General features: G+C 65.5%; 17 protein-coding genes. 11 read left to right on the top strand and 6 right to left on the bottom strand.

The features are described from left to right. Positions 1 to 43 precede the first annotated feature (43 nt). On the bottom strand, positions 44 to 1,447 hold the full coding sequence (locus ACQR07_RS31260) for a lytic murein transglycosylase (RefSeq protein WP_434905914.1): 1,404 nt from the start codon (positions 1,445 to 1,447) through the stop codon (positions 44 to 46). 216 nt (positions 1,448 to 1,663) lie between these two features. On the opposite strand from ACQR07_RS31260, the gene galU reads away from it, so the two are divergent. After that, positions 1,664 to 2,545, top strand: coding sequence for a UTP--glucose-1-phosphate uridylyltransferase GalU (gene galU / locus ACQR07_RS31255; RefSeq protein ID WP_434905913.1), 882 nt, complete (start codon positions 1,664 to 1,666; stop codon positions 2,543 to 2,545). A gap of 34 nt (positions 2,546 to 2,579) precedes the next feature. On the opposite strand, the gene ACQR07_RS31250 is transcribed toward galU, so the two are convergent. After that, positions 2,580 to 4,088 carry a diguanylate cyclase gene (locus tag ACQR07_RS31250; RefSeq protein WP_434905912.1) on the bottom strand — a complete coding sequence of 503 codons (1,509 nt, stop codon included), beginning with the start codon at positions 4,086 to 4,088 and terminating at the stop codon, positions 2,580 to 2,582. 133 nt (positions 4,089 to 4,221) lie between these two features. On the opposite strand from ACQR07_RS31250, the gene ACQR07_RS31245 reads away from it, so the two are divergent. The 7 genes from ACQR07_RS31245 to ACQR07_RS31215 all read left to right on the top strand — a co-directional run bounded on the left by ACQR07_RS31245 (position 4,222) and on the right by ACQR07_RS31215 (position 12,356). Further along, on the top strand, positions 4,222 to 4,479 hold the full coding sequence (locus ACQR07_RS31245; RefSeq protein WP_434865676.1) for a DUF7662 domain-containing protein: 258 nt from the start codon (positions 4,222 to 4,224) through the stop codon (positions 4,477 to 4,479). Positions 4,480 to 4,604: 125 nt separating this feature from the next. Next, positions 4,605 to 6,401 (top strand): peptide ABC transporter substrate-binding protein, encoded by a 1,797-nt coding sequence (locus tag ACQR07_RS31240; RefSeq protein WP_434905911.1) that lies wholly within the window; start codon positions 4,605 to 4,607, stop codon positions 6,399 to 6,401. A gap of 256 nt (positions 6,402 to 6,657) precedes the next feature. Then, positions 6,658 to 8,451 (top strand): peptide ABC transporter substrate-binding protein, encoded by a 1,794-nt coding sequence (locus tag ACQR07_RS31235; RefSeq protein ID WP_434905910.1) that lies wholly within the window; start codon positions 6,658 to 6,660, stop codon positions 8,449 to 8,451. Between the two features lie 42 nt (positions 8,452 to 8,493). Beyond that, positions 8,494 to 9,453, top strand: a complete 960-nt coding sequence (locus ACQR07_RS31230) for an ABC transporter permease (RefSeq protein ID WP_434865679.1) — start codon at positions 8,494 to 8,496, stop codon at positions 9,451 to 9,453. Then, entirely contained in the window at positions 9,419 to 10,360 is a 942-nt protein-coding gene (locus ACQR07_RS31225) for an ABC transporter permease (protein ID WP_434905909.1), read from the top strand. The genes ACQR07_RS31230 and ACQR07_RS31225 overlap by 35 nt, the downstream gene beginning before the upstream one ends. Then, positions 10,360 to 11,358 (top strand): ABC transporter ATP-binding protein, encoded by a 999-nt coding sequence (locus tag ACQR07_RS31220; RefSeq protein ID WP_434905908.1) that lies wholly within the window; start codon positions 10,360 to 10,362, stop codon positions 11,356 to 11,358. The genes ACQR07_RS31225 and ACQR07_RS31220 overlap by 1 nt, the downstream gene beginning before the upstream one ends. Continuing rightward, a complete protein-coding gene (locus ACQR07_RS31215) occupies positions 11,358 to 12,356 on the top strand; it encodes an ABC transporter ATP-binding protein (protein WP_434905907.1) in 999 nt (332 codons plus the stop codon). The genes ACQR07_RS31220 and ACQR07_RS31215 overlap by 1 nt, the downstream gene beginning before the upstream one ends. A gap of 16 nt (positions 12,357 to 12,372) precedes the next feature. Here the strand turns inward: ACQR07_RS31215 and ACQR07_RS31210 are convergent, their stop codons facing one another. Next, on the bottom strand, positions 12,373 to 14,358 hold the full coding sequence (locus ACQR07_RS31210) for a cache domain-containing protein (RefSeq protein WP_434905906.1): 1,986 nt from the start codon (positions 14,356 to 14,358) through the stop codon (positions 12,373 to 12,375). A gap of 386 nt (positions 14,359 to 14,744) precedes the next feature. Then, positions 14,745 to 16,607 carry a feruloyl-CoA synthase gene (locus ACQR07_RS31205; RefSeq protein ID WP_434905905.1) on the bottom strand — a complete coding sequence of 621 codons (1,863 nt, stop codon included), beginning with the start codon at positions 16,605 to 16,607 and terminating at the stop codon, positions 14,745 to 14,747. A 299-nt stretch (positions 16,608 to 16,906) separates the two neighbouring features. Between ACQR07_RS31205 and ACQR07_RS31200 the strand changes: the two genes are divergently transcribed. After that, positions 16,907 to 17,380, top strand: a complete 474-nt coding sequence (locus ACQR07_RS31200; RefSeq protein WP_434905904.1) for a MarR family winged helix-turn-helix transcriptional regulator — start codon at positions 16,907 to 16,909, stop codon at positions 17,378 to 17,380. A gap of 197 nt (positions 17,381 to 17,577) precedes the next feature. Here the strand turns inward: ACQR07_RS31200 and ACQR07_RS31195 are convergent, their stop codons facing one another. Continuing rightward, the gene (locus tag ACQR07_RS31195) at positions 17,578 to 20,457 is read right to left on the bottom strand and encodes an EAL domain-containing protein (protein ID WP_434865687.1); all 2,880 of its coding nucleotides are present in this window, start codon (positions 20,455 to 20,457) and stop codon (positions 17,578 to 17,580) included. A gap of 167 nt (positions 20,458 to 20,624) precedes the next feature. Then, positions 20,625 to 21,623, bottom strand: a complete 999-nt coding sequence (locus tag ACQR07_RS31190) for an NAD(P)H-quinone oxidoreductase (RefSeq protein WP_434905903.1) — start codon at positions 21,621 to 21,623, stop codon at positions 20,625 to 20,627. 85 nt (positions 21,624 to 21,708) lie between these two features. On the opposite strand from ACQR07_RS31190, the gene ACQR07_RS31185 reads away from it, so the two are divergent. Both ACQR07_RS31185 and ACQR07_RS31180 read left to right on the top strand, forming a co-directional pair. Continuing rightward, positions 21,709 to 21,900 carry a DUF1192 domain-containing protein gene (locus tag ACQR07_RS31185; protein ID WP_434905902.1) on the top strand — a complete coding sequence of 64 codons (192 nt, stop codon included), beginning with the start codon at positions 21,709 to 21,711 and terminating at the stop codon, positions 21,898 to 21,900. A 385-nt stretch (positions 21,901 to 22,285) separates the two neighbouring features. Continuing rightward, on the top strand, positions 22,286 to 22,798 hold the full coding sequence (locus tag ACQR07_RS31180) for a DUF1465 family protein (RefSeq protein WP_434905901.1): 513 nt from the start codon (positions 22,286 to 22,288) through the stop codon (positions 22,796 to 22,798). Positions 22,799 to 22,940: the final 142 nt, after the last annotated feature.

Here is a 22,940-nt window from a genome sequence, read left to right as displayed (position 1 = left end):
CAATCGCCCCAAAAGGTTACCAGGGCGGGCAGAATCGTCGCAATCAGCGCCCGCGCAGCCGCTCCAGCACGTCCGTGGTGGCAAAACCGTCCGCAGGTGCCCCGATCGAGGCCTGGAAGTTCCGCAACGCCTCCCGCGTCTGGCCGCCGAACTGTCCGTCCGGCATGCCGCGGTAGAATCCGCGCGCAGCCAGCAGTTGCTGCAGCTCGAGCCGCTCGGCCCGGGACAACGTCCGTTCCTCCCGCGGCCAAGCCTGCACGAACGGCGGCGCGCCGCGCAGCCGGTCGGCGAAATGCCCGATCGCCAGCGCATAGGCCTCGGCCGGATTGTATTTCATGATCACGCGGAAATTCTGCAGCATCAGGAAGCCGGGCCCCTGGGCACCGGCCGGTGCCAGCAGATAGGCCTTCTCGGACGTGGCCGGGAACGGCTGGCCGTCGGCGCGTCGCAGCCCGAGCTGTCCCCACTGGGCGAAGCTCATGGTCTTGGCGCGGTCGGCCAGCATGAAGTTGAAGCCCTGCGGCAGCACGACCTCGTAGCCCCAGCTCTGGCCGGTCTGCCAGCCGTCCTTCTTCAGATTGTTGGCGGTCGAGGCGATCAGGTCGGCCGGATTGTCGACAACGTCGCGGCGGCCATCGCCGTCCGCGTCGACCGCGAATCGCTTGAAGGCGGTCGGCATGAACTGGGTGGGGCCGAACGCGCCGGCCCAGGAGCCGCGCAACTGCTCGGGGCGCAGGTCGCCGCGGTTGAGGATCTCCAGCGCCGACAGGAACTCGTCCTTGAAATAGGACTGGCGGCGGCCGATGCAGGCCAGCGTCGCGGTCGATTGCAGCACGCTGCGGTCGCCGATCTGCGTCGAGTAGTTGGACTCGATGCCCCAGATCGCCGCGATGATGAAGCGATCGACGCCATAGGCGCGCTCCGTGGCATCGAACTGCGGCTTGTACTTCGCCAGCACCTCGCGGCCCTTCGCGAGCCGATTGTCGTTCACCAGGATGTCGAGATAGTCCCAGATCGACTTGGTGAATTCAGGCTGCGCATCGAGCAGGTCCATGATGCGCAGGTCCGGCGCCATGCCGGCGGTGAAGCGCTGGAAATTGTCCTGCGTGATGTTGCGCCGCGCGGCATCTGGCCACATGCCTGCGACGCACGCGTCGAAATTGCCGGCGGCCTCGCGGATCGCGGCCGCCGTCATCAGCGGATGACCGGAGGCGCCGTCCTCGCCGCTCCACGGTTGCGGCCCGGATGGCGCGGGGGACTGGGCCGGCGCCGCCTGACCCGGGTTTCCCTTGGTCTGGGAGCCGTTGAACAGGCTGTCGAGGAGGTTCAGCGGATTGCCGCCGGATTGGGCTGATGCGGAACCGGACACCGCTGCCACCATTGTGACCACCACAGCGGTCCGCGCTCCGGCCTTCAGCGCCGCCAGGACTTCGTTCCGTTGCACCATGTCTCAATCCAGATCGTAGGAAGACCGGCCTTCACGAGGCCCAATCCTGCTTAACGGGAGATTAACGAGGTTCATCATTTCCGCAGCGAAATTTAGCCGTTCCCGCTGCCTCCGGCGGAACACCGGACCAACATCCGCCTTTGTTCTCGGCTGCAAACCAGCTACCAACATGCGATCGGTTTCGCATTCATTCGTCACAAGGTTTAATCAGCGCCCATGAAGATCCGCAAAGCCGTATTTCCGGTCGCCGGTCTCGGCACCCGCGTCCTTCCCGCCACCAAGGCGATGCCGAAGGAGATGCTGACGATCGTCGACAAGCCGCTCATCCAATACGTCTTCGACGAAGCCAAGGAAGCCGGCATCGAGCATTTCGTGTTCGTGACCGGGCGCAACAAGACTGCGATCGAGGATCATTTTGATCGCATGTATGAGCTCGATGCGACGCTCGCGGCGCGCGGCAAGAAGACCGAGATCGAGATCCTAGCGCGCGACCAGCCGGAGGCCGGCGCCGTCAGCTTCACCCGCCAGCAGGCGCCGCTCGGTCTGGGCCATGCGGTGTGGTGCGCGCGTGACATCGTCGGCGACGAGCCGTTCGCGGTGGTGCTGCCGGACGAGTTGGTGCTGAATTCGCCGGGCTGTCTGGCGCAGATGATCGCCGCCGCCAACAAGCTGCCGGAGAAGAGCAACGTGCTCGCGGTGCAGGAGGTGCCGGCCGACCAGACGCATCAATACGGCATCTGCGGCGTCGGCAAGCGCGACGGCAAGATCTTCGAGGTCGACGGCATGGTCGAGAAGCCGGCGAAGGGCACCGCGCCGTCTAACTTCTCGATCACCGGGCGCTACATCCTGCAGCCGGAGATCTTCAAGATCCTGGAGACGCAGGAGCGCGGCGCCGGCGGCGAGATCCAGCTCACTGACGCGATGATCGGCTTGTCGAAGACGCAGAAGTTTTATGGCGTCGATTTTGACGGCGAGCGGCACGATTGCGGCTCGAAGTCCGGCTTCCTGAAGGCCAACATCGCCTTCGGCATGGCGCGTGCCGATCTGCGTGACGGCCTGCGCGATGACATGAAGCGCTATCTCGAGACCAAGGGCTGAGCAGCCCGCTCGAAAGACGCGACGGCTGGCGGCGTCAGGCCGCCAGCGCGGCCGCCTCAGCCGGCTTCGGCACGGCCACGGCGACGCAGCGGTTACGGCCCGCCGCCTTGGCCATGTACAGCGCCTTGTCGGCGGCGTTCAGCAGGCTGGTCCAATCCGAATCCCGCGACGGCGTCACACTGGCGACGCCGATGCTGATCGAGGCGTTGCCGGCATCGCCGGCCCAGATCGCGACCTTGGTGCGGATCGTCTCGGCTACCGCGAGCGCCGCAGTTTCCGAGCTTCCGGGCAGCAGCACCGCAAACTCTTCGCCGCCATAGCGCGCCGCGCAGTCACCGGCGCGCCGCACCGAGTCGGAAATGCACACGGCGATGCCGACCAGCACCTGGTCGCCGGCCTGGTGCCCATGGGTGTCGTTGTAGCGCTTGAAATGATCGGCATCGATCATCAGCAGCCCGATCGGAGCCGCTGTCCGCTGCGCCCGCCGCCACTCGGTCTCGATCGTCTGATCGAACTTGCGCCGGTTCTTCAGGCCGGTCAGCGGGTCGGTCGTTGCAAGCCGCTCCAGCCGCGCCTCGACCTTCGCGCGCAACTGGATCTCGCGCGCGGCGACCTGGGTCGCGGCCAGCACGAACACGCTGAGCGCCAGCATCATTGCGCCGATCTGCGCGGCCTCGTTGCGCCAGACCGCGTAGACACTCTCCCACGATTTGCTGGCGACCACCACCAGCGGCTCGGTGCCGTTGCGCCAGACCAAGAGGCGCGGCAGATCGTCGAGCGCGCCGTAGCTGCTCGACCAGCCGGACGGCTCGGTGAGCGCGCGCGTCACGGCCGGCGCTCGCGCCAGGTTGCGGCCGATCGCATCGGCATCGAACGGTGCGCTGACGATCAGTGTGCCGTCGCGGCGAAAGACGGTGAGGCTGTCGCCGGGGCCGAGCGTGAGCCGTGCGAACAGGTCGCGGAAATAGCTCAGCCGGATCGAGCCGGCGACGACACCGGCGAAGCGCCCGTCGGCGGTCGAAATGCGACGGCTGAGCGTGACAGCATATTGGCCCTGATGGTTGGCGGGCCTGCCGACATAGAGGCCGGCGTCGGGCCGGTCGCGATGCACCTGAAAGAATTCGGCATCGCTGCGATCCTCCGGGACCGGATCGAGCGTCGAGGAATCGATCGTGAGCCGGCCGCTTGCGTCGAACACCTGGACGTTGCCGAAATTCCTGGCCGTCGAGGCGCGATCGAACAGGATGAGCTGGCGGACCGTCTTGCTGACACCGCTGATTTCGGGCAGCAACATGTTGCCGGCGACCGCGCGCAAAGAGAGATCGTAGAGCTCGATATTGCGGCTGATGTCGGCGCCGATGCCGGCGGCCATGTTGTCCAGCGCCTGGCGGGCGCGAACCTCCTCGCCGCGGCGCAGGTCGATCATGACGCTGGCGCAGATCGCGGAGAAGCCGATGATGGTCGAGATGGAGCAGGTGATCAGCGTGCGCGCCGACAGCCGCCAAGGCTGCGTCGCCCGGCCTGATCGGCGTTTCCAGCGCATCGGCTTGCCCCGTCCCCGTGAAGTCCCGTCCGTAGAGCAACGGATACGCCGAAGTAACCTGTGTTAGGTTAACGAGTGGTTGCGGAAGCGGGCTTCGACTCGCCGAGGCTGCCTTGTCTGATGGAGTCCAGATTTGCCCGACTATGATGCCCTGAGTGCCTATCTCAAGCGGCAGACCCGCCCCGAGCTGGTGCTCAGCCTCGAGGAGATCGAGGAGATGATCGGCGACAGCCTGCCGCGCGCCGCGCAGCGGGCGTCGTGGTGGGACAGCCTGCGCAGTCCGCAGGAGAAGATGCCGCAGCGTGAGGCCTGCCTGGCGGCCGGCTATGTCGCCACCCGCCTTCCCGACGGCAAGGGTGTTCGCTTCCGCAAGCTGAAGCCGCCGCGCTGAACCGTTGCCGCGGCATTTGGCCCGGATCGTGCGTTCGGCGTGAAGACGATGACATCGGGGGACGCCGAGCCTTGAAGGCGCGCCCGACACGAGTTTCAATTGCGCCGATCTGGAGGGGCACTGATATGAACGAGCACGAACTGCGTCGCGCGGTTGCCGCGGTCAAGAACGGGCGGCTGTCGCGCCGCGACTTCGTGCAGCAGATGCTCGCGGTCGGGCTGACCGCACCGCTGGCCGGCATGATGCTGGCGCAGTCCGGCGTGGCGATGGCTGCGACGCAAGCCTTTCCCTACAAGCCGACCAAGGCCGGCGGCGGCGGACCGTTGAAGCTTCTGTTCTGGCAGGCGCCGACCCTGCTCAATCCGCATTTTGCGATCGGCATCAAGGATCAGGAAGCCGCGCGCGCCTTCTACGAGCCGCTCGCCGGGTGGGACGCCGAGGGTAATCTCGTGCCCGTCCTCGCGACCGAAATTCCCAGCGTGGCCAACGGCACGCTGGCGGCCGACGGCACCTCCGTGGTCTGGAAGCTCAAGCCGGGCGTGAGATGGCACGACGGCGAGCCTTTCACGGCTGATGACGTCATCTTCAACTGGCAGTACGCCACCCATCCCGAGACCTCTGCGGTCACCATCGGCGACTACAAGGACATCAAGGCGATCGATCGGATCGACGACCATACCGTCCGTCTCGTCTTCGCCCAGCCGACGCCGTTGTGGTTCACGCCGTTCGTCGGCGGCCGCGGCACGATCATCCCGAAGCACCTGTTCGGCGCCTACATCGGCGCCAAGTCGCGGGAGGCGCCGAACAATCTGAAGCCGGTCGGCACTGGCGCCTATCTGTTCGTCGACTTCAAGCCCGGCGACACCGTCACCGCCCGGCTCAATCCGGACTATCACGTGCCGAACCGGCCGCATTTCGACACGCTGGAGATCAAGGGCGGCGGCGATGCGGTGTCGGCGGCGCGCGCGGTGCTGCAGACCGGGGAATTCGACTACGCCTGGAATCTGCAGGTCGAGGACGAGATCCTGGCCAAGCTCGAGAGCGGCGGCCAGGGCGTGGTCGAGATCGTGCCGACCGGCAATCTCGAATTCATCCTGCTCAACGCCACCGACCCCAACATCGAGGTGGATGGCGAGCGCGCGAGCCTGAAGACCAGGCATCCACTGTTCTCCGATCCTGCGGTGCGCGAGGCCGTCAACCTGCTGATCGACCGCGCCTCGATCCAGAAGTTCATCTATGGCCGCGGCGGCATCGCCACGCCGAACTGCATCAACAATCCCGAGCGCTACCGCTCGCCCAACATGCGCTTCGAGTTCAATGTCGAGAAGGCCAATCAGATCCTGGAGACTGCCGGCTGGAAGAAGGGCGCGAGCGGCCTCCGCGAGAAGGACGGCAAGCCGCTGAAGCTGGTGTTCCAGACCTCGACCAACGGCCCGCGGCAGAAGAACCAGGCGATCATCAAGCAGGCCTTCCAGAAGGCCGGCATCGAGGTCGAGCTGAAATCCATCGTCGCCTCGGTGTTCTTCTCCAGCGACACCGCCAATCCCGACACCGCCGCGCATTTCTACTGCGACATGGAAATGTACCAGATGACGATGTCGTCGCCCGAGCCGCAATCCTTCATGAGCCAGTACGTGTCGTGGGAGGCGGCCAGCAAGGCCAACAAATGGCAGGGCCGCAACATCGCGCGCTGGCAGAACGAGGAGTACGACGATCTCTACAAAGCGCTGACCCGCGAGCTCGACCCGGTGAAGCGCGCCGCGCTCTACATCCGGCTCAACGACGTCGTCTGCGCCGGGCGCCACGTCCTTCCCGAGCTCAATCGTCCCCGCATCTCGGGTATCCGCAAGGGCCTGCAGACCCACTCCTCGGGCTGGGACAACGACCTCTGGCAGCTGCCGAACTGGTATCGGGAGGCGTAACCTCTACCCCAGCGATTATTGGTGTCTCGGCGCATCCTCTCAGTGTGGAAAGGTAGCGGTTCCATACTTCGGGATGCTGTGCAGCAATCCCGTGCGGCAGTCGCGAGGTGCGGCGACAAATCTCAACCTCGATCGGCAGTTGGCCCGGATTCTGCTTTGACAGTCGCTTCGAAGGCTGATCCAATTTTGTGCAGCCCCGCGACGAAGCTTGGCGGGGCGCTTTTTTTGGCATTCAGCACCACCCTGGAGTCGATGAATGAACGAGCGTGACCTCCGTAGCCAGATCGCTGATGTCAAAGCAGGGCGCCTGTCGCGGCGCGATTTTGTGCAGCGGATGATTGCCGTCGGGCTGAGTGCGCCGATGGCCGGTGCGATGCTCGCCCATTCCGGCGTCGTCCATGCGGCTGAGCCGATTCAGTACAAGCCGACCAAGGCCGGCGGCGGTGGTCCGCTCAAGCTGCTGTTCTGGCAGGCTCCGACCCTGCTCAATCCGCACTTCGCCAACGGCACCAAGGATCAGGAGGCCAGCCGCCTGTTCTACGAGCCGCTCGCCGGCTGGGACGCCGACGGCAATCTGGTGCCGATCCTCGCCGCGGAGATTCCGAGCAAGGAAAACGGCCTGCTCGCTGCTGACGGTCTGTCGGTCACCTGGAAGCTGAAGCAGGGTGTGAAGTGGCACGACGGCAAGCCGTTCACCGCCGACGACGTCATCTTCAACTGGGAATACTCGGTCAATCCGGATACCGCCGCGGTCTCCGTCGGCAGCTATCGCGGGATCAAGTCGATCGACAAGATCGACGACCACACGGTCAAGCTCAACTTCAAGCAGCCGACGCCGTTCTGGGCCGATCCGTTCGTCGCCGCCTACGGCCTTGTCATCCCGAAGCATCTGTTCGCCGACTATATCGGCGGCAAGTCGCGCGAGGCGCCGGCCAATCTGAAGCCGGTCGGCACCGGCCCCTACGTCTACGTCGACTTCAAGCCGGGCGATTCGGTCTCCGCCAAGCGCAATCCCGACTACCATCAGGCCAACCGGCCGTATTTCGACACGGTCGAGGTCAAGGGCGGCGGTGACGCCGTGTCAGCGGCGCGCGCGGTGCTGCAGACCGGCGAATACGACTACGCCTACAATCTGCAGGTCGAGGACGAGATCCTGACCAAGCTGGAAGCTGGCGGGCAGGGCAGGGCGCAGCTCACGGTCACCGGCCACATCGAGTACATCGCGCTCAACGTGACCGATCCCTGGACCGAGGTCGATGGCGAGCGCTCCAGCGTCAAGACCAAGCATCCGGTCTTCACCGATCCGGCGGTGCGAAAGGCGATCAACCTCCTGATCGACCGCGCCTCGGTGCAGAAGTTCATCTATGGCCGCGCCGGCATGGCGACGGCGAACTTCCTCAACAACCCCGAGCGCTTCCGCTCGCCGAACAACAAGTTCGAGTTCTCGATCGAGAAGGCCAACCAGATCCTCGAGGAGGCCGGCTGGAAGAAGAACTCCTCCGGTATCCGCGAGAAGGACGGCAAGCCGATCAAGCTGGTGTTCCAGACCTCGATCAACGCGCCACGCCAGAAGAATCAGGCGATCATCAAGCAGGCGTTCCAGAAGGCCGGCATCGAGGTCGAGCTGAAGTCGGTGGTGGCGTCGGTGTTCTTCTCGTCCGATCCGGCCAACCCCGACACCTATCCGCACTTCTATTGCGACATGGAGATGTACCAGACCACCATGCCGCAGGCCGACCCGCAATTCTTCATGAATCAATTCACCTCGTGGGAGGTCTCCAGCAAAGAGAACAAGTGGCAGGGCCGCAACATCTCGCGCTGGCAGAACAAGGACTACGACGAGACCTACAAGCAGGCCTCGAGCGAGCTCGACCCGGTCAAGCGCGCAGCATTGTTCGTCAAGCTCAACGACCTCGTCGTGCAGGACAACTACATCCTGCCCGAGATCAACCGCCGCAACTGCATCGGCCTGAAGAACGGCATGGTCGCGAACAAGAGCGGCTGGGACAACGACCTCTGGCAGATCGCCAACTGGTATCGCGAGACCTGATCGCAGCCAGCATGATCAGCCAGACATCGTAGAGGTGGAGCGATGGGAAACTACCTTCTCAGGCGCCTCATCGTGGCCGTGCCGAGCCTGCTCGGCATCAGCCTCATTCTGTTCGTGCTGCTTGCGCTCGCGCCGGGCGATCCGTTCGGCGAGCTCGCGAGCAACCCGAACATTCCGCCGGAGGTCCGCGAGGCGCTGCGCATCAAGTTCGGCATGGATGATCCGATCATGGTGCGCTATTTCCGCTGGCTGGTCGCCATGCTGCATGGCGACTGGGGCTTCTCCTTCGCCAGCCGCGTCAACGTCGACACGCTGATCCTGCAGCGGATTCCGGCCACGCTCTACGTGGTCGGCACCGCGCAGCTGCTGGCGCTGATCGTCGCGATCCCGGTCGGCGTGCTGGCGGCGCGGCGGCCGTATTCGATTTTCGACCAGGTCGCCAACACCTTCGCGTTCATCGGCTTCTCGCTGCCGACCTTCTTCACCGGCCTGCTCTTGATCCTGATCTTCAGCGTCAATCTCGGCTGGTTGCCCTTTGTCTATCGGGCGGACATCCCGGCCACGGGTTGGATGTGGTGGTGGGAGAACTTCAAGCAGGCGGTGATGCCGGTCACCGTGCTCGGCCTCTACCAGGCCGCGTCCTATACGCGCTACGTCCGCTCGGCCGTGCTCGACGTCATCAAGCTCGACTATGTCACGACGGCGCGCTCCAAGGGGCTCGACGAGAGCAAGGTGATCGTCAAGCACGTGGTGCGCAACGCGCTGATACCGGTGGTCACGCTGGTGGCGCTGCAGATGCCGACCGTGTTCGGCGGCGCCATCGTCACCGAGCAGATATTCCGCATTCCCGGCATCGGCTCGCTGCTGATCAGCGCGATCCTCGCCAACGATACGCCCGTCATCATGGCGGTGACCTTCGTGTTCGCCTGCCTCGTCGTCCTGTTCAACCTGATCGCAGACATTTTGTATGGCTGGCTTGACCCACGCATCTCCTTCCGTTGAGGCGGCCGTCGCGCCGGCTTCGACCAAGCGCCGCTTCTCGCCCGGGCGCGACGCGGTCAGGCGCTTCCTGCGCCATCGCCTGGCGGCCGTCAGCATCGTCGTGCTGGCGCTGCTGGCGCTCGCCATCATTGTCGGCCCGTGGATCTGGCGGGTGCCGATCAACGAGATCGACTTCACCGCGCGGCTTGCGTCGCCGTCATGGGAGCACCCGTTCGGCACCGACGATCTCGGCCAGGATCTGTTGTCGCGCATGATCTATGGCGGACGCATCTCGCTCGCGGTCGGCTTCGCGGCGATGGCCGTCGGCCTGTTCGTCGGCGTCGTCATCGGATCGGTGGCCGGCAACTCCAAGGGGCCGGTCGATGCCGCGCTGATGTGGCTGACCGACCTGTTCCTGTCGCTGCCGCAACTGCCGCTGCTGTTGCTGGTGATCTATCTGTTCCGCGATCTCCTGAAGGGCATCGTCGGTCCGGAGGGCGGCACCTTCGTGCTGATCGTGCTGGTGATCGGCGGCTTCCGCTGGATGCCGGTGGCGCGGCTGGTGCGCGCGCAGTTCCTGTCGCTTCGCGAGAAGGAGTTCGTCGAGGCTGCGCGTGCGCTCGGCGCGTCGAACTTCCGTCTCGTCGTCCGCCACATCCTGCCGAATGCGCTGGGACCGGTGATCGTCGCCGGCACGATCGACGTCGCGGCTGCGATCATCGCGGAATCGACATTGTCGTTCCTGGGCCTCGGCTTCCCGCCTGATATCCCGACCTGGGGGCGCTTGTTGTTCGACGCCAAGGACTATCTCGACATCGCGCCGCATTGGGCGCTGTTCGCCGGCGGCGCGATCTTTCTCACCGTCATCGCCATCAACTTCATCGGCGATGGCCTGCGCGATGCGCTCGATCCGCGGAAGGTGATGTGATGGACGCGCGAGTCGCACCGCTCCTCGAGATCAAGGGGCTGAAGACCTATTTCAACAGCGACGACGGTCAGGTCCAGGCCGTCGACGGCGTCGACATCACGATCAATCGTGGTGAAACGCTGTGCGTGGTCGGCGAGTCCGGCTCGGGCAAGACCGTCACCGCGATGTCGGTGCTGAAGCTGATCGCGATGCCCCCCGGGCGCATCGCCGGCGGCCAGATCCTCTGGCAGGGCCGCGACCTCGTGCCGCTACCGACCTCCGAGCTCAATAAGATCCGCGCCAGCGAGATCGCGATCGTGTTCCAGGAGCCGATGACCTCGCTCAACCCGGTCTACACCGTCGGCGACCAGATCGCCGAGGTGATCCGGTTGCATCAGGGCCTGTCGAAGAAGGCGGCGATGGATCGCGCCGCCGAGATGCTGGCGCTGGTGCAGATCCCCAATCCGCAGCGCCGCGTGCACGACTATCCGCACCACTTCTCCGGCGGCATGCGCCAGCGCGTGATGATCGCGATGGCGCTGTCGTGCAATCCGAAGCTCCTGATCGCCGACGAGCCGACCACTGCGCTGGACGTCACGATCCAGGCGCAGATCCTCGACCTGCTGCTCGACATGAAGGAGCGGCTCGGCATGTCGATCATGCTGATCACCCACGCGATGGGCGTGGTCGCCGTGGTCGCGCAGCGCGTCGTCGTGATGTATGCCGGCCGGGTGGCCGAGGAGGCGCCGGTCGACCGCCTGTTCGCCAATCCGCGTCATCCCTACACCCAGGGCCTGATCCGCTCGATCCCGCGCATCGATCTCGCCGCGGTCAAGAAGAGCCGACTGGAGAGCATCCCGGGCAGCGTGCCGAAGCTGATCAATCCGCCCGAGGGCTGCCGCTTCGCTTCGCGCTGCCGTTTCGTCATTCCCGACTGCAAGGCCGCGCAGCCGCCGCTGCGCGAGATCGAGCCCGGCCACAAGGTGGCGTGCATCCGCGCCGAAGAGACGTTGCTGTGATGACCGAAGCTGCCACTGCTCCCGCCGCCGCGCCGGCGCCGCTGCTCAGCGTGCGCAACCTGACCAAGGCGTTTCCGATCCGGGGCGGCTTGTTGAAGCGCCAGGTCGGCAGCGTGCGCGCGGTCGACGGCGTCAACTTCCACATCGATCCGAGCGAGACTTTTGGCCTCGTTGGCGAGTCCGGCTGCGGGAAGTCGACCACCGGCCGCTGCGTGCTCCGCCTGATCGAGCCGAGTTCGGGCGAGCTCACGTTTGAGGGCAAGGACGTGATCTCGCTGTCCGGCGAGAACCTGCGTGCGCTCCGCCGCGACATCCAGATCATCTTCCAGGATCCCTACGCCTCGCTCAACCCGCGCATGACCATCGGCGCGATCATCGGCGAGGCGCTGACGATCCACGGGCTCGCGGCGTCGCGCCAGCAATATGAGGCGCGCATCGTCCACCTGCTGGAGACCGTCGGTCTCCAGGCCGATCACATGACGCGCTATCCGCACGAATTCTCCGGCGGCCAGCGCCAGCGCATCGGCATTGCGCGGGCGATCGCGGTCGAGCCGAAGCTGATCATCTGCGACGAGCCAGTGTCGGCGCTCGACGTCTCGATCCAGGCCCAGGTCATCAACCTGCTCGAGGACCTGCAGCAGAAGTTCGGCATCGCCTATCTGTTCGTCGCGCACGATCTGTCGGTGGTCGAGCACATCAGCCGCCGCGTTGCCGTGATGTATCTCGGCCGGATCGTCGAGACCGCGCCGTCACGTCAGCTCTATGCGACGCCGAAGCATCCGTACACCGAGGCGCTGCTGTCGGCGGTGCCGATTCCCGACCCGAGCGTAAAGCGCAAGCGCGTCCGCCTGAAGGGCGAGGTGCCGAGCCCGATCAATCCGCCGTCGGGCTGCCATTTCCACACGCGATGCCCGATCGCGAAGGAGGTCTGCAGCAAGGAAGTGCCGCCTCTGAAGGCCAGCGACGAAGGACACCTCGTCGCCTGCCATTTCCGCTGAGACGGATTGCGGGGCGTTACGCCGCCTGACGATCCGAGACCAGGGCCGTCAGGCGCGCGCTCTGCTCGGGATTGAGCGTGAACTGCACCAGCGCCGTCCGATCGCCGACGCGTGTGACCGTGCCCGGCAGATCGGACACCATGCCGGCGATCGCCAACGTGACCGGCGTGTTGACAGCCAGCCGGACCGGTATCTGCTCGAGCAGCGCGCCTCCAAGCGACAGATTGCGCACAGTCATGCTGATCTGCTCGCCATTGGCCTGGAGCGTGCCGGGGCGATTGATATTCAGCCGCGTCGAGAGACGGCGATCGACATCAGTGGTCGAGGTCCGGATCACCCGCACCAGCTCCGTCCGCAACTTCTGCACCTTGTCGGCGACAACCGTCGAGCCGTCGCGAATGTCCGTGGAGCGGCGGCCGGCCTCGCTGGCCTCGCGCGACACCTCGGCAATCTGGCTCGCCACCTCGCGCGCGGCGGCCGAGGTTTCCTCGACCGTGCGCGAGATCTCGATGGTCACGCTGTTCTGCGCCTGGATCGCGTCGGCGATCCCGGACGACACCGCCTCGACGTTGCGGATGACCTCGCCGATCGCGCCGATCGAGGTCACCGACGCGCGCGTCGAATCCTGAATCTCGGCGATCTGCTGCGCGATCTCGCTGGTCGCCTTGGCGGTCTGCTCGGCGAGCGACTTGACCTCGGATGCGACGACCGCGAAGCCGCGGCCCGCATCGCCGGCGCGGGCCGCCTCGATGGTCGCGTTCAGCGCCAGCAGGTTGGTCTGCCCGGCGATCTCGCTGATCAGGCTGGTCACCGCGCCGACCTTGTCGGCCGCTTCCGACAGCTTCGCGATTGTCGCCTGGGCTTCTGACGAGGCTGCCACGGCCTTGCGCGTCAGCTCGCGCGACGAGTTCACCTGGCTGGAAATCTGCGAGATCGAGGCGGCGAGTTGCGAGGACGCCCTGGCGACGGTCTGCGTGGTGGCGAGCGCCTGTTCGGCCGCGGCAGCGACGCTGCTCGAATTGCGTTCCAGGGTCAGCGCGCTATCGGTCATCGACTTTGCACTGTTGGCCATGTGACCGGTGCCTTCGGCGACCTCGCCGACGGCCGTGCTCGCCGCCTGCTCGACAGCCTCGGCCATCTCCTTCAGCGCCTTGCTCTTGATGCGCTCGGCGACCTGGCGCTGCTCGTCCTCGAGCAGCGCAGTCTGCCGCGCCTTCTCTTCGGTCTTGATTCTGAACTGCTCGATCGAACGCGCCATGTCGCCGAGCTCGTCGCTGCGAGTCTGTCCCGGCAGCTTGATGTCGAAATTGCCGTGACCGAGTTCGTTCAGCGCGCCGCTCATCGCCGCCAATGCCGACGACATCCGCCGCGCAATCACGAGCGTGATCGAGCCGATGATGAGCATCACCAAGACAGCGGCGATGAACACGCTGCGCTTGCTCTCCCACATCTGGGCTTCGAGATCGTCGACATAGACGCCGGTACCGATGATCCAGCCCCAGGGCTCGAAGCCGGCGACATAGGACATCTTGGGCTGCGGCGCATCCTTGCCGGGCTTCGGCCACATGTAGTCGACGACGCCGGCCTTCTGGCGCTTGACGACGTCGACCATCTCCATGAACAGCCGCTTGCCGGTCGGATCCTTGTTGTCGGCAAGGCCCTGGCCATTCAGCTCCGGCTTGATCGGATGCATGACCATCTTCGGAGCCATGTCGTTGATCCAGAAGTAGTCGCCGCTGCCGTAGCGCAGCTTGCCGATCCGCTCGGCCGCCTTCTTCTGCGCGGCCTCCGGCGCGACCTTGTCGCGCGCGATGGAGTCATATTCTTCGCGGGCGATGCTGAGTGCGGTCTCCGTCAGATGCGTCAGCTCGCTCTGCCGCTGATCCTTCAGGGCCGTGCCGAGATTTTGGCTCTGCGTTGCAGCAAGGCCGGCGAGCCCGCAGAAGGACAGGCCGATGATTGCGTAGATGCGAAGAGCGAGCGAGAAACGCGGCTGAGCCATTGATTGATCCGGAAGTGAGACCTCGGGCAACTACGAGCGATTTTAAGAAGTTACCGTTTATGGCCCGTTAATGCAGGCGGTTCCGCGCTACCGGATCGAGGCGCTCGGCAGGTAGTTCTACGGGGGCGCGACTAACACTTGCTAAGTCGCCTTCGATTCCGCTGTGTAGTTGATCTGCCTGCCGAGCAGGGCCGCTCGGAGCTGCCGCCTCCTTGCTGGTCCGTCGTTCGAAGCCAGGCGTTGCACTCGGTCCGGAGGAGCTGCGGCGTCTCGTGATGCCGCATCTCAAGCCCCGCCGGCAAAAGCATCGAGCCGTCACGCTCGATGGTACGAGGTCCGCTCCGCCTCGAACCATCCGATGCGACATCGCCGCTCTTGGCCGGTGCTCAACCGTGCGAGATCGGCCTGATCAGGTCGGATGCCGCGTCGTCCTGCAACCGCGCAACAAGATTGGCGCGTCGGGAGAGCACGGCCCGCTGGTTGATGTAGGCCTTGTCCGTGATCTCGCCGGCATCGAGCGAGGGCGGCTCGGCCATCAGCAGCGCCCGCGTCGCATAGCGCGACGACCCGACAGCCTCGGTGCGCAGCTTCGCCAGCCCGTGCGCAACGCCATCGCGTACGGAAGGATGGGCGAGCACGTCGCCGACCGAGGCCGCATCCGGCAACCCCGCCTTGCTGCGGCAGGCGGCGATGTTCGGCACGATCAGGAAATGCACCTCGTCGGTGCCGTGACCGGCGATCACGATGTCCTGTGCCAGCGGCGCCAGCGCGGCGATGCCGGCGACGCGCAATGCGCCGACGTTCACCCACGTGCCCGAGCTGAGCTTGAAATCCTCGGTGATGCGGCCGTCGAAGAACAGGCCGCGCTCGGGATGCGCGGGATCTGCAAGCTTCACCGCGTCGCCGATCTTGTAGAAGCCTTCCTCGTCGAAGGCGGCGGCGGTGATCTCGGGCGCCTTCCAATAGCCCGGCATCACATTCGGCCCGCGCACGCGAACCTCGAGCTTTTCGCCTGTCGGCACCAGCTTCAGCTCGGTGCCGGGGATCGGCACGCCGATGTTGCCGGCGCCCTCGGCGAAGAAGTGGCAGTCGGTCGCGAGCGGCGACGTTTCGGTCGCGCCCCAGGCCGAGACCAGCGGCGCCGGCCGGCCGATCGTCGCCAGGCTCATCTCGTTGAGCGCGTCCCACAGGTTCTGCGGCAGGGCGGCCGCTGCATAGAGGATGCACTTCACACCGGTGAAGAACTTCTGCCGCAACGCGTCGTCGGTCTTGAGGGCCGCGACCAGCATGTCGAAGCCGCGCGGCACGTTGAAATAGATCGTCGGCACCATGCTTCTGAGATTGGCGAGCGAGGTCTCGAACAATCCGGGTGCCGGCTTGCCGCCATCGATGTAGATCGAGCCGCCATGGGCGAGCACCAGGTTGAAATTGTGGTTGGCGCCGAAGGTGTGGCTCCAGGGCAACCAGTCGACGATGACCGGGCCGCCCTCGACCTCGCGCAGGAACGTCCACAGCTGGCCCTTGGCCTGCTGGCTCATCGTCAGCATCCGGTGCGTGTTGATCACGGCCTTGGGTTGCCCGGTGGAGCCCGACGTGAACAGCAGTTTTGCAATTGTATCCGGCGTGACAGCGGCAAAGGCGCGGTCAACCTCCGGGCCTGGCTTTGTCGCCAGCAAGGTTTGCAGCGGCACGGCGCTGGTCCCATCGCCATCGCCGGCCACGATCCTTGCGCGATGCAAGCCCTCGATTGCTGCAAGCGCACGGGCAAATGGACCGTGCGAAGCGACGAAGATCGCGCCGGGATCGAGCAGCTGGATCATCGCCCGCAGCTTTTCGTGATCCGTCGACATCAGCGAATAGGCCGGCGAGATCGCACTGACGGGAATGCCGACATGTTGCGCGGCGAGCGCCAGCACCGCATGCGCGATGCTGTTGTCCGAAAGGATCGCGAGCGGACGATCCGGACCGAGGCCTTGCGCCAGCATCCAGGCGGCGGCGGCACGGACCTCTGTCATCGTCTCGCCATAGGTCAACCAGGTCCAGCCGCCGTCGCGGCGCTCGGCCAGGAAGGTGCGGTCCGGCACGGTGCGCGCCCAATGCTCCAGCCATTCGCCGGTGCAGCGCGCAAAGGGCAGGAGCGGCATGCGCGAGCGCAGGATGATGGCGCCGTCATCGCGCTTCAGCGCCTCGATGGAAGGTGCGGCGAACATCGCCGGTTCGGGCTGAGGATGGCGTTCTGCGTTAGTCATGGAACGCCCCCGTCACGTGCGAGACTGCATCGGAGGGAACATTGCCGGTTGATACGTGCTCCGACTGCTGAGTTGGGACCGCGCCGCGATCGGCTTGTGCGCGCTGCCGCATTGCTGCCGCAGTGCAGACCGTCGTCGTCATCTGTAACGGCATGGCTCTCCCTCCCACGTGTATTCATTGTCCGGCAGCCTAGCAGAATAGTTGCAGTTTGCAATTATTGTGGATGTGACCAATTGTGGCTGCTTGTTCTCGCAACGGCTCCGGTCTAGGCAGGAGCGTCTCATGTCAGCGAGCCAGCATGTCCAAGAGCGCACGAACCCAACGAGCCGCCGTCGGGCCGGAGGCCGGGATCGGCCTCGGCGAGCTCGAGAACCATCTCGGCTATTTCGTCCGCCGCCTGCAGCACTGGATCTTCCGCGACGTCAACGCCGCGCTCGCGGCCGTCGATCTCGACGTGATCCTGTACTCGATCCTGGAAACGATCGCGGCGAATCCCGGCACCACGCAGATCGCCATCGCCGGTGCGCTCGGCATCGAGCGCGCGCGCATGGTCGGGCTGCTTGATCATCTGCAGAAGGCCGGACTGATCGTGCGCGAGCGCTCCGAGCAGGACCGCAGGGCGCATGCGCTCGGGCTGACGCCGCGCGGCCGCGTGATCCTCAGGAAGGCGAATGTCGCCGTCGCGGCGCACGAGAAGCGCGTGGCCCGCCGGCTCGGCGCCGACAACTATCGCCGCGCGCTGGCCGCGCTGTCGCAATTCGAGACCGACTAGACTTGTCGCTGACGGCACTGTCGCGAGCCTCCTGCTGCATCAGTGCGCGCATCGGCAACACGTAGCCGGCACGCCAACACGGTACTGAGGTAAGTCTACCTCAAGATTTCAAAAAGAAAAGATGCATCCGGAAGCTGTGGGAAGCGCTCGCGCGGCGTCCGTGGTCGGTTCGGATCCGATCAAATGTCCGGATCGTGTCAGCTCGCCGCTTCCAGCCGCTCTTCCGTCAGCAGCCGCATCGCGGCGTCGGCATCCATCGGCTCGCCGAAGGCGTAGCCCTGCGCGTATTCGCAACCGAGCTGATAGAGCTCGACTGCATCCGAATCCGACTCTGCGCCTTCCGCGACCACGTCCATGCCGAGGTCGTGGGCCAGCGCAATGATCGACTTGAGGATCACCGGGCGGGTGCCGCGCGTGGTGGTGCGGACGAAGGACTGGTCGATCTTCAAGGTGTCGAACGGGAAGCGCTGCAGATAGGCCAGCGAGGAGTGGCCGGTGCCGAAATCGTCGATCGACAGGCCGACGCCGAGCTCGCGGATGCGCGCCAGCATCTGCGCGGCGTGCTCCGGATTCTCCATGACCAGCGATTCCGTCAGCTCGATCTTGAGCGTGCCGCGCGCCACCGACGAGCGCGCCAGCACCGAGCGGATATCGTGGATCAGGTCGTGCCGCAACAGCTGGCGCGAGGAGACGTTGACGCTGGCAAAGATCGGCTCGCGCAGCCGCGTGGCACGCTGCCACACCGAGAGCTGGCGGGCGGTCTGGTCGAGCACGAAGGTGCCGAGATCGACGATCAGGCCGATCTCCTCGGCAATGGTGATGAACTCGCTCGGCGACATCCGGCCGAGCTTCGGATGATCCCAGCGCGCCAAAGCCTCGAAGCCGGCGATCGAGCGATCCTCCAGCCGCACGATCGGCTGGTACAGGATGGTGATCTCCTGGCGCTCGATCGAGCGGCGCAGCTCGCTCTCCAACGTGAGGCGGTCGTTCTTGCGGGCGCGCATCGCCGGCTTGTAGACGTCGATGCGGTCGCCGCCGATGCGCTTGGAGTGATACATCGCGAGCTCGGCATCCTTGATGATGTCCTCCGACAGCTGCGTCTGCGGATCGGACAGCGCGAGCCCGATCGAGGCGGTCAGGAAGATCTCGCGCTCGTTGAAGGCGATCGGCGCGCGGATGGTCTTGCGGATGGTCTCGGCAAAGGCGGTGATGCGGGCGGGGTCCTGCTCGGACAGCAGGATCAGGCCGAACTGATCGCCGGCCAGCCGGGCCAGCGTGTCCTGCGGTTTGAGGATGCGCGACAGCCGCCGCGCCAGCGTGAGCAGGATGGAATCGCCGACCGCGATGCCGACGGAATCGTTGACCTGCTTGAAGCGGTCGAGATCGATCACCATCAGAGTCGGCCGCAGGGTCGGCATCGTCTTGGCGAAATTGGCCACCGCAGCGAGGCGGTCGATGAACAGCTTGCGGTTGGGCAGGCCGGTCAGATTGTCGTGCACGCTGTCGTGGAGCAGGCGCTCCTCGGCATTCTTGAACTCGGTCACGTCGGTGAGCGTGCCGACCACGCGCGAGACCTCGCCGTCGGAGCCGACCACGGGGCGCGCCTTCAGCGCGAACCACATGAAATGACCGTCGGGCGTGCGCAGCCGGAAGTCCTGAACGAGCCGGCCGCGACGCTGGTCGAGCACGCTGTCGAGCGCGGCGCGGAAGCGGTCCTGGTCGAGTGGATGCAGCACCTCGAGCCATTTCGCTGCCGGGCCTTCGAGCGTGCCGCGCTTGAGGCCGAGCAGGCTCTCGGTCTCCGGGCTGGTGAACACCTTGTCGGCGGAGACGTCCCAGTCCCAGATCAAATCGCCGGAGCCGGCCAGCGCCAGCGCGCGGCGCTCGACGTCGGAGACGATGCCGGTGGTGGCGCCGCCGCCAGCAAAGGCGTGCTGCATCACCGTGAAGCCGATCAGCATCACGATCAGCACGAGGCCGCCGAGCAGCGCCGGGCCGACGATGTCGTTGGTCACCTGGCCGGCCACCGTGAGGCCGGCAGCGGCGACCCACACCGTGAGCAGGAACCAGGTCGGGATCAGCAGCACGGCACGGTCGAAGCCGTGGCTGGAGAGATAGACGATCAGCGCGAAGCCGAGCGCCGCGATCAAGAGCAGCGACATCCGCGCGATGCCCGAAGCGACCGCCGGATCGAACAGCGCCACCGCGACCAGCGATCCTAGGAAGAACAGCCAGCCCAGCGTGATGTGGGAATAGCGCACGTGCCAGCGCGACAGGTTGAGATAGGCGAACAGGAACACCAGCAGGGTCGCCGCCAGGATCGCCTCGCCGGAGGCGCGCCAGACACGCTCGGCGTTGTTCGACATGTCCAGGACCTTGCCCCAGAAGCCGAAATCGACGCCGATATAGACCAGCACCGCCCAGGCCAGCGCCGCGGCGGCCGGGAACATGATGCTGCCCTTGACCACGAACAGAATGGTCAGCACCAGCGCAAGCAGCCCTGAGATGCCGATCACGATGCCCTGGTACAGCGTGAACGAGTTGACCTTGTCCTTGTATGCCTCGGGCTCCCACAGATAGAGCTGCGGCAGCTTGTCGGTGCGTAGCTCGGCGACGAAAGTCACGACCGAGCCGGGATCGAGCGTGACGCGGAAGACGTCGGCGGTCGGGCTCTCCTGCCGCTCCGGCAGGTCGCCGATCGAGGGGGTAATGGTGGCGATGCGCGACAGGCCGAGATCGGGCCACATCACGCCGGAGCCGACGACGCGGTAGTGCGGCGCCACGATCAGGCGGTCGAGCTGATCGTCGGTGTTGTTGGCCAGCGCGAACACGATCCAGTTCTGGCCGCCTTCGCGGGCCCGCACCTCGATGCGGCGGACGATGCCGTCGGTACCGGGGGCGGTGGAGACCTGGATGCGGTCGTTCTCGCTGCGCTGATGATCGAGGATGCCGGTCAGGTCGATGGCAGGCGCGTCGCTGCGAACGCTGACGGCGTCAACGGCCTGAGCGGGGGCAACGGCACCACACATCACCAGGCCCAGCGCCACCAACGACGCCAGGCACCTGCTCAGACGCAATGTCATTCTCCGCGTTCGACGTCCAACCACAGCGAAACAGAACAAACTTGAAAGCGCGTTCGCAAAGGTTTCGGAGCCGTTTCAGGCACGGTTCAGATGTGCGCGATCATTGGCACGAAAGCGAGGAAAATCAAAGAGTTTCCAAACACGCTCTATTTAGAGGGAGGCTAGATTTCCAACACAATTTTGCCAATATGCTGGCTGGTCTCCATACGCGCATGGGCTTTCGCTGCATCCACCAGTGGAAACGTCGAGTCCATCAACGGCTTGATGCGGCCCTCGCGCAGCAACGGCATCACCTTGGCCTCGATCGCCGCCACCATCGCCGCCTTGTCGGCATTGCTGCGGGGCCGCAGGGTCGAACCGGTATGGGTGAGCCGCTTCACCATCAGCTTGACGAAATTGACGGTCGCCTTGGGGCTGGACAGGAAGGCGATCTGGACGATGCGGCCATCGGTGGCCGCGGCGTCGTAATTGCGCTCGATGTAGTCGCCGCCGACCATGTCGAGGATGACGTTGGCGCCTTTGCCGCCGGTCGCCTCCCTGACCACGGCGACGAAGTCCTCGGCCTTGTAGTTGATCGCCCGGTCGGCCCCGAGCTTGACGCAGGCGTCCGCCTTGTCCTGCGAGCCGACCGTGACCAGCACCGTGGCGCCGAACGCCTTGGCGAGCTGGATCGCCATGGTGCCGATGCCCGAGGAGCCGCCATGGATCAGCAGGGTCTCGCCGGCCTTCAGGCCGCCGCGCTCGAACACGTTGTGCCAGACGGTCATCAGCGTCTCGGGCAGGGCACCGGCCTGCAGGATCGAGAGCGCCGGAGGCACGGCCATCGCTTGCGCGTCCTGTGCGATGCAATATTGCGCATAGCCACCACCGGCCACCAGCGACATCACGGTGTCGCCGATCTTGTGCCGCACGGCACCCTCGCCGAGGGCGACGACCTCGCCGGCGACTTCCAGGCCGGGCAGATCGCTGGCGCCGGGGGGCGGCGGGTAGCTGCCGGAGCGCTGCGCGACGTCGGGACGGTTCACGCCGGCCGCCTTCACCCTGATCAGGATCTCGCCGGGGCCGGGCTTCGGCAGCGGCCGCATCTCGGGCTTCAGCACCTCCGGTCCGCCCGGCTGGCTGATGGCGACCACGGTCATTTGCGCGGGCAGCGGTTCCATGAGAAATCCTTGAACGAGTGATCGAGCGGGTGCTGCGGCGTGCTTAAGCCAGCCCGGGCCCCGCTGGCAACCGGGAGACGGCGAGATGGCAAACGAGGACGACGACCGGCCGCGCCAGGCCAAGGCGCACGAGATCGGGCAGGATCTCTCGATGCTGTCGGTCGAGGAACTGACCAGCCGAATCGCCCTGCTGCACTCCGAGATCGAGCGGATCGAGCAGGCGGTGGCCAAGAAGCGGGCGTCCCGCGATGCAGCGGCCAGCATCTTCAAGTCATGAGCCCATCCAGGCGCATGGGATTCACGTAGGACTACGGTCGGCCAGTGGCCGACATGGCTAACGAAGTTTGAAAAATCGCTGCCATTTACGGTTGATTAAGCTTTCGCAATTACAACCGAACCGTCCTCGTTTGGACACCGAGTGGCTCCTGTCCACTCTGTTTGACGCCTCCCTGTTATCAACTTCAAAGCCGCCGGAAACGGCGGCTCTTTTTTTGCGTTGCCCTGCTACTGCTGCGAGCGGTGCGGGCTGATGTTCGCCCCACGCCGTAGAAACCATAAAAGGCGTTGCTGCTGGACTCTGAAAAGCCGTCGCGCAATGATTTGTTCATCATACCGGCGCGGTTGCCGGGTTGCGTAACAGTCGCGTTAAAGAGGCGTTCACCATGTCGGACCGTTTGCTGGGCGATGGCGCTCTTGTTCAGTTCAATGAGCGGCTCACCAACTCTGCCGCTTTCGGCGCACTGTTCCGGGAAGGCATGGATCTGGTCGAGGAGACCGCGGCCTATCTCGACGGCGAGGGCCGCAACGAGGCCAAGGCGCTCGACCGCACCGTCAGCCTGACCTACGCGACCGAGAGCATGCGCCTCACCACCCGGCTGATGCAGCTGGCGTCCTGGCTGCTGCTGCACCGGGCGGTGAAGGAGGGCGAGATGACCCTCAGCCAGGCCAACCGGGAGAAGACCAAGGTCAAGCTCACGGCCGCCGACCCGGGCCCGACCGACCAGCTCGAGAAGCTGCCGCAGCAGCTGCAGGACCTGATCACGCGTTCGATGAGCCTGCAGACGCGCGTCCGCCGCCTCGACCAGACCATCCATTCGCCGCCGCCGGACCAGATGGCGATCGGCAATCCCCTGGTGCCGCATCTCAACCGGCTGAAGGCCGCTTTCGAGCAGTAAGCGGCCCGATGCTCCGCGGCTCGGTTCGCCGAGCCGCTCGAGCAGAGCCACCCCGGCACAAACAAAAACGCCCCCGTTTCCGGGGGCGTTTTGCTGTGACCGACCCATCCGGGCGGGCCTGAAGGCCTGCGCCCAACGGGCT

The organism is Bradyrhizobium sp. HKCCYLS20291, assembly GCF_051167715.1.
In the GTDB taxonomy this organism is placed as follows: domain Bacteria; phylum Pseudomonadota; class Alphaproteobacteria; order Rhizobiales; family Xanthobacteraceae; genus Bradyrhizobium.
This window is presented reverse-complemented; position numbering and strand designations above follow the sequence as displayed.